A 12,460-nucleotide genomic window follows, 5' to 3' on the forward strand; every position below is an offset into this window, starting at 1 on the left:
GGCACCGGCGAGCCTTGAAGTGCAGGCTGGGTCATCCTGCACTCGACCCGTACGAGCTGCGCCTCTCCCAACGACGCCAGGCGTCTACCCGCCGAACCGACAAGAAGTGGACCGATGTCGTTACTCGCCAGACTGAGCCTCGCCAATCGCGGGCTCATCGCTCTCATCACGATCGTGGTGGCCGCGTTCGGGGTGTACACCATCCCGGCGCTCAAGCAGCAGCTCCTGCCCTCGCTGTCCTTCCCCGCCGTGTCGATCGTCGCGCCCTACCCCGGGGCGGCACCGCAGATCGTCGAGGACCACGTCACCCGGCCGCTGGAGGACACCGTCCGGGGGCTGTCCGGCGTCACCGGGGTGAACTCCACCTCTCGTGAGTCCAGCGCCACGGTCCAGGTGCAGTTCGACTACGGAACCGACATCGACGCGGCTCAGAGCCGGATCCAGCAGGCGATCGGCCGGGTACAGGCGCAGCTGCCGACCGGCGTCGACCCGCAGGTGATCGTGGGCAGCACCGACGACCTGCCGGTCATCCAGCTCGCGGCCGCCTCCACCCAGGACCAGCGGCGTCTCGCGGACAGGCTGAACGACCAGGTCGTCCCTGTGCTCGCCGGCGTGGCCGGGGTCAGGGACGCGACGGTCACCGGCACGCGCGACCAGGTCATCACGATCACGCCTGACGACGACGCCCTGGCCAAGCGAGGGCTCACCACCTCGTCGATCGTCTCCGCGATCCAGTCGGCCGGCACGCCCGTGCCCGCCGGCACGCTGACGGTGTCGGAGAAGTCCCTCAGCGTCCAGGTGGGCACGGCGCTCGGTTCGGTCAAGGACATCCGCGATCTCTACCTCCCGGCGTCCGCCCCCGCCGGCCAGGGCCAGGCACAGAGGCAGGGCCAGGCACAGGGGCAGGGGCAGGCACAGGGGCAGGGGCAGGCACGGCCCGGTGGTCTGGGCGCGCAGGGCGGTCAGGGTGGTCAGGGCGCGGTGGCACCGGCTCGGGCGGCGGACAGGCCCAAGCCCGTGCGCCTCGGCGACGTGGCGACGGTCAAGCTGGGCCTCGCCGCCTCGACCACGCTCACCCGCACGGACGGCAAGCCCAGCCTGGGCGTCTCGATCACCATGAAGCCCGACGGCAACGCGGTGTCGATCTCGCATGACGTGCGGGCCAAGCTCCCCGCGCTGGCCACGGCGGTCGGCGACGGCATCCGGTTCACCGTGATCTTCGACCAGGCGCCGTCGGTGGAGCAGGCCATCGAGAGCCTCACCACCGAAGGGCTGCTGGGCCTGGCGATGGCCGTGCTGGTCATCCTGGTGTTCCTGTTCTCGCTGCGGTCCACCATCGTGACGGCGGTGTCGATCCCGCTGTCGGTGCTGATCGCGCTGATCGCCCTGTGGACGCAGAACTACTCGCTGAACATGCTGACGCTGGGCGCGCTCACGATCGCGATCGGGCGGGTGGTGGACGACTCCATCGTCGTCCTGGAGAACATCAAGCGCCACCTGTCGTACGGCGAGGACAAGAGGCAGGCCATCGAGAACGGCGTGCGCGAGGTGGCCGGCGCGGTCACCGCCTCCACGCTCACGACGGTGGCGGTCTTCCTGCCCATCGCCTTCGTCGGCGGTCTGGTGGGCGAGCTGTTCAGCCCGTTCGCCATCACGGTGACCGTCGCCCTGCTCGCCTCGCTGCTGGTGTCGCTGACCGTCGTCCCGGTGCTGAGCTACTGGTTCATGAAGCGGCCGCGCGACGGTGACTCCGAGGCGACCCGGCGGGCGGCCGACGAGAAGGAGCGCAGGAGCCTGCTCCAGCGCGCCTACGTGCCGGTGATCCGCTTCGCCACCCGGCATCGGATCACCACTGTGGCGATCGCCATGGTGATCTTCATCGGCACCCTCGGCCTGGTGCCGATGCTGCGCACGAGCTTCATCGACAACTCCGGCCAGAACACCATCAGCGTCAGGCAGACCTTCCCCGCGAGCACCTCCCTCGCCTCGGCCGACGCCATGGCCAAGAAGGTCGAGCAGGTGGTCACCGGCACAAGGGAAGTGGAGTCGTACCAGGTCACCGTGGGAGGCGGCAGCGGCGTGGGGTTCGGCAGCGTGCGGGGCGGCGGTGGCGGCACCACCCGCGCCAGCTACTCCCTCACCCTGCGCGACGGCACCGACGCGGGCGCCGTCGAGAAGGCGCTGACCGAGCGGCTCGGCGGGCTGAGCGACGCGGGCGAGATCAGCGTGGGGCAGTCCGGCGGGTTCGGCGGCGGCTCCCTCGCGGTCGTGGTCCGGGCGGCCGAACTCGACACCCTGCGCACCGCCGCGGAGGCCGTGCGGAAGGCGATGTCGGGGGTCCCCGAGGTCACCGAGGTGACCAGCAGCGTGGCCGACACCGCCCCGCGCGTCGACATCACCGTGGACCGCGAGAAGGCGGCCGAGAAGGGCCTCAACGAGGCCGTCATCGGCCAGGCCGTGTCCCAGGCGTTCCGTGGCACCACGGTCACCCAGCTCGCCTTCGACGGCACCACGGCCGACGTCATCCTGCGGAGCGGTGAAACGCCCGCGTCGCTGACCGGCCTGCGCAACCTGAAGATCGCCGGGAAGGTCACGGTCGGGGACGTGGCGACCGTCAAGCAGGTCAACGGGCCCCTGACGGTCACGCGCATCGACGGGGACCGCAGCGCCACCGTCTCTGGCAAGGCCACCGGGTCGAATCTCGGCGCGACCACCACCGAGCTGCGGACCAGGTTGGCGGCCCTGTCGCTCCCCGCCGGGGCGACGTACGAGATCGGCGGCGTGAGCGCCGACCAGCAGGAGGCCTTCGGCAGCCTCGGACTGGCGCTGGTGGCCGCCATCGCGCTGGTGTTCTTCATCATGGTGGCGACGTTCCGCAGCCTGATCCAGCCGCTGGTGCTGCTCGTCTCGATCCCGTTCGCCGCCACCGGGGCGATCGGCCTGCTCCTGGTGACGGACACCTCGCTGGGCCTGGCCGCGATGATCGGCATGCTGATGCTCGTCGGCATCGTGGTCACCAACGCCATCGTCCTGCTGGACCTGATCAACCAATACCGCAAGCAGGGCATGCCGTTGCACGAGGCGGTGGTCGAGGGCGGCCGGCGGCGGCTGCGCCCGATCCTGATGACGGCCCTGGCCACCATCTTCGCGCTGCTTCCCATGGCGCTGGGGATCACCGGCGGAGGCGGCTTCATCTCCAAGCCGCTGGCGATCGTCGTCATCGGCGGCCTGATCAGCTCAACGCTGCTCACCCTCCTGCTGGTCCCGACCCTCTACACCATGGTGGAGAACCGCAAGGAGAGGAGCCGCGCCCGCCGGCAGCGCCGCCGGGGCGGAACGCCTCCCGCGCCGCCCATCGAGGAGGCTCCCGGCGAGCCGGCGACGGCCGGGGCCGGGGCCGCCCGGGCGTGACACCGGCGGGGAGGCCGGAGACGGCCTCCCCGCCCGGTTCTACCGCGCCCGGTCGCCGAGCAGGCGCCGGGGGTGGTGTCCGTCGACGTAGCCGATGAACGGTGGGCAGATGTTGTAGCCGAGCAGTTCCTGCAGCCGTTCGGGAAGCTCGCGCACGATCTCCCTCGGGACGGCGAGCAGGTGGTTCTCCTGCGTGCGCAGCCAGGCGGCGGCGTAGTGCATGACGACGCCGAGACGCGGCCGGTCCGTACGGTTGGCGCCACCTCCGTGCCACAGGGTGCCGAGATAGATGAGCGCGGATCCGGCGGGCATCTCGGCGCTGATGACGGGGGCGTCGGGGCCGGGCTGCTCGTCGCCCCAGCGGTGGCTGCCCGGCACGATGCGGGTGGCCCCGTTGGCCTCGGTGAACTCGTCCAGCGGCCACATGACGTTGATGACGAGCTCGCGGTGCGGCCGGGGGACCGGGTAGATGCCGTCGTCGGGGTGGAGTGCCTGCGCCACCTCTCCCGGCCCGATCTCGATGCCGGTCGGCGCGCTGAGCTGGTAGTGGTACAGGTAGTGGTCGAGCACGGCGAGCACCAGCGGATGGGTCGCCGGGCCGTCGAAGAGCCGGGTCTTGGCGAAGATGGCGTAGATCCGCCGCGTGAGGTGCCCCTCGAAGTCGGTGCGGCCCACCGGGGTCCGCGCGAGCAGCATGCCGAGCTCGTCGCGGGCGGCGGTGACCTCCTCCTTGCTCAGCACGTCCTCGACGATCACGTACCCGTCGCGGTCGAGGGCCTCCAGCACGGTCGCGGTATCGGGAAGAGTCACAGACCGAGGCTAACTCTCCGGAACATAGTTCGGTAGGCCTCTCGTGAAGACCAAGATCCCAGCTCGGAAGTGCCAGGGCGCCGAGGTTCCCCGATGAGCCCGAACTAACCCGTTGTCATTCCAAATACGGCGTTTTAGCGTTTAACAAGCCAAAGCAAAAGTGCAGGTGACGGACGCGCACCAGCACGCTCCGCTACGTGAGCCAGGAGGACCCGACCCCGATGGTCAAGCCACTCGGCGTGCAGCTCTACACCGTGCGTGATCTCATGAGGGCCGATCGCGACGACGTGTTACGGCGGATAGCGGAGATCGGCTACGGTTCCGTGGAGCCGTACGATCCCACCGATGATCCCAAGGGCTTCCGGCAGGTGATCGACGATCTCGGGCTCACCGTCTCCAGCACCCACGCCTACGCCCTGCTGACGGAGGAGCCGGACGCCGTCCTGGACGCGGTCGCCACCATCGGCACCGACCTCGTGATCATCCCGGGCGGGATCCCGGAGGAGGAGTTCACCACGCGCGACGGCATCGCCCGCACCGCCGACCGCCTCAACGGGCTGGCCGGGCACGCGGCCCGGCACGGCATGCGGCTCGGCTACCACAACCACTGGTGGGAGATCGAACCGAGGATCGACGGAGTCCACGCCCTCGAGGTGCTCGCCGGGATGCTCGCCCCCGAGGTGTTCCTGGAGGTCGACACCTACTGGGCGTCCGTGGGCGGCGCCAACGTGCCGGACCTGCTCGGGCGCCTCGGTCCCCGTGTCACGGCACTGCACGTCAAGGACGGCCCCGGCGTCAAGGGCGAGCCCCACACCGCCGTGGGCCAGGGCGCGATCCCGGTGCCGGACATCCTCGCCGCCGCCCCCGGCGCCTGGCGCATCGTGGAACTCGACGACTGCGCCACCGACATCGTCGACGCCCTCGCCGAGAGCCACGCCTACCTGACCAGGCTGGAGCACGCATGAAGACAGGGCCCGTAGGGGTCGCCATCGTGGGAGCGGGCGCGATCAGCGACGCCTACCTGCGCAACCTCACCGCCTTCCCCGATGTCGAGGTGCTCGGGGTCGCGGACCTGGAGGTCGAACGCGCCCAGGCGAAGGCCCGGGCCTACGACGTGCCCGTGGCCGGGGACGTCGACACGATCCTCGCCCTGCCCGAGGTGGAGATCGTCGTCAACCTGACGATCCCCGCGGCGCACGCCGCCGTCGCGAGCGGCGTCCTGCGTGCCGGGAAGCACGTGTACGGGGAGAAGCCGCTGACGCTCGACCCCGAGGAAGGCGACAAGCTCCTGGCCGAGGCCGCCGCGCGGGGGCTGAGGGTCGGCAACGCGCCCGACACGTTCCTCGGCGCCGGCCTCCAGTCGGCCAAGCGGGCCCTGGCGTCCGGCATGATCGGCACGCCGATGGCGGCGACCGCCGTGATGCAGAGCCCCGGACCGGAGTCGTGGCATCCCAACCCCGAGTTCCTGTACCAGCGCGGAGCCGGCCCGCTGTTCGACATCGGCCCGTACTACCTCACCGCGCTGATCGCGATGATGGGCCCGCTGTCCAAGGTCGCCGCCACCGCCCGGCAGGCCCGGCCGCACCGGGTGATCGGCTCGGGGCCCAAGGGCGGCACGAGCTTCGCCGTGGAGGTGCCGACGCACGTCATGGCATTGATCGACTTCGTGGGCGGGGCGAGCGCGTCCTCGACGTTCAGCTTCGACTCGCCGGCCAACGTGACGATGATCGAGATCATCGGCACCGAGGGCACGCTGTCGCTCCCCGACCCCAACACCTTCGGCGGCCCGCTCAAGGTCCGCGGGGCGGGGGACGGTGACTGGCGCGACCTGCCCCTGGAGGGGACCACGATCGGCCGTGGCCTCGGCGTGCTCGACATGGCCCGCGCGCTGCGCGCCGACCTTCCCCACCGCGCCTCGGGCACGATGGCCCTCCACGTGCTGGAGGCCATGACGGCCATCATCGAGTCCGCCGACCGCGGGGAGTTCCGGCACCTGGAGACGACGGTGACGGAGCCGGACCCGCTGCCCATCGGGTGGGACCCGCACGAGGCCACCCTGGGCTGACCGCCTGCGCCGCGTGCCCGTGGACGGTTCGACGGGCACGCGGCCTTCGGCGGCGCCCGTCCCTCTCAGAACGGCGCGATCAGCGTGGCATCGCCACCGTGAGCAGGATCGCGGAATCCTCCAGGGCCTCCAGGCGATGGCGTGAGTCGGGCACGACGATCAGGTCCCCCGCCAGGGCGTCCCATGACACGTCGCCGGCTATCACCCGCACCCGCCCCCACAGCACGTAGATCGTCGCCTCGCCCCGTATCTCGTGCTCGCTCTCCACGGAGCCCTGCGTGATGCCGACCACGGTCTGCCGCAGGACGCGCTCGTGCCCGCCCACCACCGTGTCGGCGGCGTGCCCTCCGGTCGACTCCGCCGCGCGTTCGAGTTGCTGGCGAGCCACGGCTACGAGAGAGAACTTGTTCATCGCAGTGCTTCCCCTTGCGTTCGGCACGACCTCTCGCCGTGCAAACCGGGCCTCCAGGTACCGTGGCCCGGCCACCCTGCCGCAACGAGGTGACGAAGGCCTAACCCATGCCTACCCTCGATGCGCGCCTCTCCCCGGTCACCGAGGGCGTGAACCGTGGCACCGCCTTCACAGCTTGCGCCGGAGTTCCTCCGAGCGGCGACGGGCTTCCGCGGCCTTGCGGGCCGCCCGGTCGCGTTCCCGCTCGGCCATGCTCAGCCGCTTGGAGACGGCCTCCTCGCGATCGAGTGCGGCCTTGAGCTCCTTCCGTAACCGCTGGGTCTCGCCGGTGACGGCCGTGCGAGCCTGTCCCGCCTCCTCGACCTCCGCCTCCCACTCGGCGAGGACCTGTTCGGCGTCGCGGACCTCCGCGGCCGCGGTCGCCGCCTGCTCGGCCAGCCGCCGGCGCCGCTGCTCCTCCTCGCGCCTCTTCTCCTCGGCCCGGTCCCGCTGCTTGGCCGCGGTGTCCTTCTTCACGCCCTTGCCGCGTTTCTTGCCCGCGTCCTTCGCGGTCACGCGACGCTCGCCGGCGTCCGGCCGTACGCTCACGCCGCCCGATGCCCCTCCTGCCCCGGCGAGCCCCCCGGCCGGGACGAAGCCGGCGTGGCTGCGCGGCTGCGCGAGCCACCCCCGCCGTACCTCCTCGGCCACCGCCGAATCCATCGTCGCGGCGTGCAGGGTGTCCTCGATCTCCCGGGTCACCGGCTCCCGCAGTGGCCGCCCCGCCTCCGTGGCCAGTGACAGCGCCGTGCGGACCAGCCGGGAGACCAGCTCGCCGCGCCGCTGGTCCAGCTCGCCGATCCGCCCGCCCGACTGCCAGGCCGAACGCAGGTCCTCGCCGAGGCCGAGCAGCTCTCCCAGCTCATCAGGGGCGGAGTGCGCCAGCCGGTTGACCGCCCAGGCCGACACGGTGGGCCGCCGCAGGGCTGCGATGCTCTTGGCGAGGCCGGCGTCACCCGCCTTCTTGGCGTCGGCGGCCAGGCGCTTGCGCCTTTCGACGAAATCCTCGGGCACGCCCCCGTAAAGCTCGCTCGCCGCGGCAGACAGGTCCACCCCAACCCCTTACCCGCGATACGGCCGGATGAGATCGCCGATCGCGATCGCGTCTCACGGAGAAGTTTGCGCCGCCCGGCGAGGGTGAGGAGCGGTACGAGTTCATGCACTTGCGGGCGGAGACCAGCGACGCCGAACGCCAGGCCATGGCGGCGGGGGTCAAGGCGGCCGAGGCGATGGCGCCGACCCATCCTCACGCCGGGGTGGAGTCCGCGACCAAGAACCTGCTGCTCGGACCACCGGCCGCGATCATGGACCGGGCACGGGACGTGATCCGCAAGGCCATGGGCAAGTAGCACCGAAGTTCCGTACGGCCCGCACCGCGATCGAGCGGCGCGGGCCGTACTCATGTCCGCACGTCGTCGTGGAAACCCGACAGGTGCACGAGTTCGCGGGCACAGATCTGACCGCCCACCGCTTCTCCCCGTCAAAGATCGAACACGTGGTCGACCAGGACCGCATCCCTACAAGCCTTACTAAAGGGAACAGTTTCCTTACCTCAAGGGGTACATCATCTGTCCGTAGTGCCAACCCCTAATAGGTGTCTTTCGGATTTCACGGGTAGCACAGGTCCCCCATCGGACAGCACTCAGGGAGGAACCGGTGACTGAATACTCGTCAAACCAGGGCAGCGGGACGACCGCTCGCCAGACGGGGCATAACACGGGTACGGCAGACCGTGCCAAGGAAGCGGTCGGAGAGGTCGCGGGTACGGCCAAGCAGCAGGCCACCGTGGTGGCGAGCGAGGCGAAGACGCAGGCGGGCCAGGCCATCGGCCACCTGCGCAACCGCGCGGCCAAGGAAGCCGACACGCAGGCGCAGAAGGCCGCCCAGGGCATCCGGCAGTGGGCCGACGACCTGGCGAACATGGCCGACAACGGCAAGCCCGACTCGCCGGTACGCACGGTGACCCACCAGGTCGCGGATACCAGCCGGCGCGCGGCCGACTACCTGGAGGAGCACGGGATCGCGGGAGTGGCCGAGGACGTCCAGCAGTTCGCGCGCAGGCGCCCGGGCCTCTTCCTGGCCGGAGCGGTGGCGGCGGGCTTCCTCGTCGGACGCCTCGCCAAGACCGGTGTGAACGCCGGCAAGGAGGACCAGGAGACGACAGAACGCCGCGGCTGGCAGGGCACCGGCCAGGGCTACGACCGCGGGTACACCTCTCCCGCGGGTGAGACCGGGTACACGAGCGAGCCCTACGCCACCCAGGTGCGCGAGGAGTACATCGTCCAGCAGCCCGGACAGGGCACCGTCACCCAGCCCGGTCACGCCCGGCCGTACACCGGAAGCGCGCTGGGCGGCATCCAGGACCCGCCGTCGACCATGCCGGGGACCACGGAGACGCGGTGGCCGGACGCGGGCGAGGAGCGGAGATGACCACACCGCACCACCCGGAGCCCACGCTCGGCGAGCTGGTCGGCGACATCGGCAAGGACCTGTCCACCCTGTTCCGCCAGGAGATCGAGCTCGCCAAGACCGAGATCCGGGAAGAGGCCACCAAGGCCGGGAAGGCCGCGGGCATGCTGGGCGGCGCCGGTTTCGCCGGCGCGATGGCGGCCGTGCTCCTCAGCCTGGCCCTGGTATTCGCCCTGGCGAACGTCATGGACGCCGGCTGGGCGGCACTGATCGTCGGCGTTCTGTGGGCCGCGGCCGGAGCGGTGCTGTTCAGCACCGGACGCACGCGGATGCGCCAGGTTTCCCCAAAACCGCAGGAGACCGTCGAAACGCTCAAGGAGGACGCTCGATGGGCACGAAATCTGACGAGATAAGGCAGGAGATCGCCCGGACCCGGGCCGAGCTCACCGGTGACGTGGACCGCCTCGCCGACCGCACGAGCCCGGCGCGGATCGTCCGGCGCCGCACCGAGCGGGTCCGCTCGGTGGCCCGCGACCTTCGCGAGCGAGTGATGGGAACGCCGGACGACTTGCGATACGGCACTCACCAGGCGGCGGGCACGCTGCAGCAGGGAGCACACCAGGCGATGGACAAGGTGCAGCAGGGAACCGAGACGGTGAAGCAGGGAGCGAGCCAGGCGGTGGACAAGGTGCAGCAGCAGGCACAGGAAGCGGCGCAGAGCGCCAGGCACGGCGCTGAGGAAGCGGTCCAGGCCGTGAAGTCGGTTCCCGCACGCGCGGTCCGAACCACGCGGGGCAACCCGATGGCGGCGGGCCTGATCGCCTTCGGCGCGGGGCTGCTGGCGGCCACCGTCATCCCCGAGACCCGCGCGGAGAGGCAGGCCGCCCGGCAGCTCAAGGACCAGGTCCAGGAAGTGGCGGAGCCGGTGACCCGGTCGCTCAAGGAGTCGGCCGAGAACCTGGCCCAGGAGGCCAAGGACGTGACCCAGCAGGCCGCCCAGGAGGTGCGCGACACCGCGACCGACGCGGCGAAGACCACCGGACAGCAGGCCGGGGAGCAGACCCGGCAGGTCAAGCAGACGGCGACCGGCGCCGAGCGGTGACCCATGCCGCCGGTGGCCCTGGCACGATGCCGGGGCCACCGGCGCCCGCCGCCGACGGTGCCGGCGATACCAGGCTCGCCGTCATCCCGGATGCCTCTGGGCGAGCACGGTCACGGCCTGGTGGACGCGTCCAAAGGCCTCGACCTAGATTGACCGTGTCGGCTCGATCCCCCGGAGGCGGATTCATGGACACCGGCACGCTCGCCGTACCCGGCGCCCGCATCTACTACGAGGTGCGCGGCACCGGACCGGCCTTTCTGCTCATCAACGGCGGCGACGCCGACGCGGCGATGTACGCGCCGCTGGCCAACCTGCTCGCCGACCGGTACACGGTCATCACCTACGACCCCCGCGGCAACTCGCGCAGCCCCCTCGACGGCCCGCAGTACGAGCAGCGGATCGAGGAGCACGCCGACGACGCCCACCTGCTGCTCCGCGAGGTCGGCGCCGGTCCCGCGCACGTCTTCGGCAACAGCTACGGCGCCATGGTCGGCATGGACCTGCTCGCCCGCCATCCGGAGCAGGTCCGGGCCCTGGTCGCCCACGAGCCGATGGCGATCGAGGTGCTGCCCGACGCCGACCACTGGCACGCGGTCTTCCACGAGGTGTACGAGATCTACCGGCGCGACGGCGTCGACCCGGCCGTCCGCAGGCTGGCGGTGGAGGTCAATGTCGACTTTCCACCGGAGCCGTCCGCCGACCTGCCGGCGCCGGTGCGGGACATGCTCATCCGCATGCGGGCCAACATGGAGACGTGCCTGGCGTACGAGCTGCGCTCGTTCGTCCGCTTCCGGCCGGACCTGGAAGCCCTGCGCGGCGCCTGGGTGATCCCGGCGGTCGGCGCCGACACGGGCAAGACGTTCGCGTACCGCGTCAGCGCCGCCCTGGCCGACAGCCTCGGCACCGAGCTGGTGGAATTCCCCGGCGGGCACGTGGGCTGGCTGGTGCGCCACGCCGAGTTCGCCACGACCCTGCACGAGGTGCTCGACCGCTGAGCGGCCCAACCCGAGCGATCGAAGGAGCGCGCCGCCGAGTCATCCGAGCGGTCTAAGGAGCGCGCGCCGAGTCATCCCGAGCGGTCGAAGGAGCGCGCCGCCCGGTCGCCCGCTTCCCGCAGGCGTCAGGGGCGGCGCCCCACTCCGGTGGACAGCTCGTGGAGGCGCTCCTTGGCCCCGGCCTCGGGCCGCAGCGGGGGCGTGTCCATCCCGGCGCCGCCACGCATGCCGTAGATGAGATCGCGGATGGCCTGCACGGCGGTGTGGCGCGGCTCCCAGCCGAGCTCGGTACGGGCGCGCGTGGTGTCCATCAGCGGAATCCTCAGCGCCATCTCCACCAGGCCCGGTGAGACCGGGATCAGGTGCAGGTGCCAGCCCGCGGCCACAGTGGCCCTGGCCAGCGACGGTGAGAAGGGCACCAGGCGGGCCGTGAGCAGTTCGGCCAGCGTGGCGGGCTCCACCACCGGATCGGCCGCGAGGTTGAACGGGCCCGAGACCGGCCGGGTCACCGCCAGGCGATAGGCCTCCGCCGCGTCTTCGGTGTGCAGGGTCTGGACCCGCAGGCCGGGTATGTCGGGCACGAACGGCACCCACCCGGGCCGTACCATCCGCTGCGGCAGGAAGGGGCCGGCGAACAGCCGGCGCTGCTGGGTGGCCGACTCCCGCTTGAAGATGAACCCCGGGCGCATCCGCACCACCCGGGTGCCGGGGTTGTCGCGCTCGAAGATGTCGAGGACCCGTTCGAGGTAGGCCTTCTCCCGTGCGTATGCGGCACCGGGCCAGCCGTGGGTGGGCCAGCTCTCGTCCACCCGGTCGTCCTTGGGGCCGGGCGAGTACGCCCCGACCGAGGAGGCGTGCACCAGCGCGGGCACGCCGGCCTCGGCCACGGCGCGGAAGAGGCGCATGCCGCCCAGCACGTTCACCCGCCAGGTGGTCAGCGGATCGTGGGTCGGCTGGAACAGCCACGCCAGGTTGACCACCGCGTCGGCGCCGGAGAACAGCTCCGTCAGATCGGCGGCGGCGATGTCGGCAGACCGCCACTCCGTCTTGCCGGGCCGCCAGCCGGGCAGCCGCCTGGCGACTCCGACGATCGAAGTGATGTCCGGGTCGGCCTCCAGCGCGGAGACCACGCTCGTCCCGACATTGCCCGTCGCGCCCACCACAACTACCCGCATACCGGACAGGTGCCCTCTGCCTCTGAGCCCAAAACTCGCAGG

General features: G+C 71.3%; 12 protein-coding genes. 8 read left to right on the forward strand and 4 right to left on the reverse strand.

Annotated features, from left to right (window positions below):
• Positions 1-114: 114 nt before the first annotated feature.
• Complete coding sequence (locus ABD810_RS31775; RefSeq protein WP_344949161.1) at positions 115-3,411, forward strand: efflux RND transporter permease subunit; 3,297 nt, start codon at positions 115-117, stop codon at positions 3,409-3,411.
• Positions 3,412-3,450: 39 nt separating this feature from the next.
• Here ABD810_RS31775 and ABD810_RS31780 read toward each other — a convergent pair whose 3' ends face one another.
• Positions 3,451-4,221 carry a phytanoyl-CoA dioxygenase family protein gene (locus tag ABD810_RS31780; protein ID WP_344949163.1) on the reverse strand — a complete coding sequence of 257 codons (771 nt, stop codon included), beginning with the start codon at positions 4,219-4,221 and terminating at the stop codon, positions 3,451-3,453.
• Positions 4,222-4,442: 221 nt separating this feature from the next.
• On the opposite strand from ABD810_RS31780, the gene ABD810_RS31785 reads away from it, so the two are divergent.
• Together ABD810_RS31785 and ABD810_RS31790 are read left to right on the forward strand one after the other, a co-directional pair.
• The gene (locus ABD810_RS31785) at positions 4,443-5,186 is read left to right on the forward strand and encodes a sugar phosphate isomerase/epimerase family protein (protein ID WP_344949166.1); all 744 of its coding nucleotides are present in this window, start codon (positions 4,443-4,445) and stop codon (positions 5,184-5,186) included.
• Positions 5,183-6,286, forward strand: a complete 1,104-nt coding sequence (locus ABD810_RS31790) for a Gfo/Idh/MocA family protein (RefSeq protein WP_344949169.1) — start codon at positions 5,183-5,185, stop codon at positions 6,284-6,286. Before ABD810_RS31785 ends, ABD810_RS31790 begins: the two co-directional genes overlap by 4 nt.
• A 79-nt stretch (positions 6,287-6,365) precedes the next feature.
• Here the strand turns inward: ABD810_RS31790 and ABD810_RS31795 are convergent, their stop codons facing one another.
• Positions 6,366-6,698, reverse strand: a complete 333-nt coding sequence (locus ABD810_RS31795; protein WP_344949172.1) for a cupin domain-containing protein — start codon at positions 6,696-6,698, stop codon at positions 6,366-6,368.
• A gap of 168 nt (positions 6,699-6,866) precedes the next feature.
• Positions 6,867-7,790 (reverse strand): hypothetical protein, encoded by a 924-nt coding sequence (locus tag ABD810_RS31800; protein ID WP_344949175.1) that lies wholly within the window; start codon positions 7,788-7,790, stop codon positions 6,867-6,869.
• A 104-nt stretch (positions 7,791-7,894) separates the two neighbouring features.
• Here ABD810_RS31800 and ABD810_RS31805 point away from each other — a divergent pair, with 104 nt between their 5' ends.
• The 5 genes from ABD810_RS31805 (at position 7,895) to ABD810_RS31825 (ending at position 11,243) form a co-directional block, all read left to right on the forward strand.
• Entirely contained in the window at positions 7,895-8,086 is a 192-nt protein-coding gene (locus ABD810_RS31805) for a hypothetical protein (protein ID WP_344949178.1), read from the forward strand.
• 307 nt (positions 8,087-8,393) lie between these two features.
• Entirely contained in the window at positions 8,394-9,167 is a 774-nt protein-coding gene (locus ABD810_RS31810; protein ID WP_344949181.1) for an ATP synthase subunit B family protein, read from the forward strand.
• Positions 9,164-9,559, forward strand: coding sequence for a phage holin family protein (locus ABD810_RS31815; protein WP_344949184.1), 396 nt, complete (start codon positions 9,164-9,166; stop codon positions 9,557-9,559). Before ABD810_RS31810 ends, ABD810_RS31815 begins: the two co-directional genes overlap by 4 nt.
• Entirely contained in the window at positions 9,535-10,248 is a 714-nt protein-coding gene (locus ABD810_RS31820) for a DUF3618 domain-containing protein (protein WP_344949187.1), read from the forward strand. Before ABD810_RS31815 ends, ABD810_RS31820 begins: the two co-directional genes overlap by 25 nt.
• 185 nt (positions 10,249-10,433) lie before the next feature.
• Positions 10,434-11,243 carry an alpha/beta fold hydrolase gene (locus tag ABD810_RS31825; RefSeq protein ID WP_344949190.1) on the forward strand — a complete coding sequence of 270 codons (810 nt, stop codon included), beginning with the start codon at positions 10,434-10,436 and terminating at the stop codon, positions 11,241-11,243.
• A gap of 125 nt (positions 11,244-11,368) precedes the next feature.
• On the opposite strand, the gene ABD810_RS31830 is transcribed toward ABD810_RS31825, so the two are convergent.
• Positions 11,369-12,418: an NAD-dependent epimerase/dehydratase family protein gene (locus ABD810_RS31830; protein ID WP_344949193.1), complete on the reverse strand. Its 1,050-nt coding sequence runs from the start codon at positions 12,416-12,418 to the stop codon at positions 11,369-11,371.
• Positions 12,419-12,460 lie beyond the last annotated feature (42 nt).

The sequence above is a fragment of the Sphaerisporangium flaviroseum genome (assembly GCF_039537005.1).
GTDB lineage: Bacteria > Actinomycetota > Actinomycetes > Streptosporangiales > Streptosporangiaceae > Sphaerisporangium > Sphaerisporangium flaviroseum.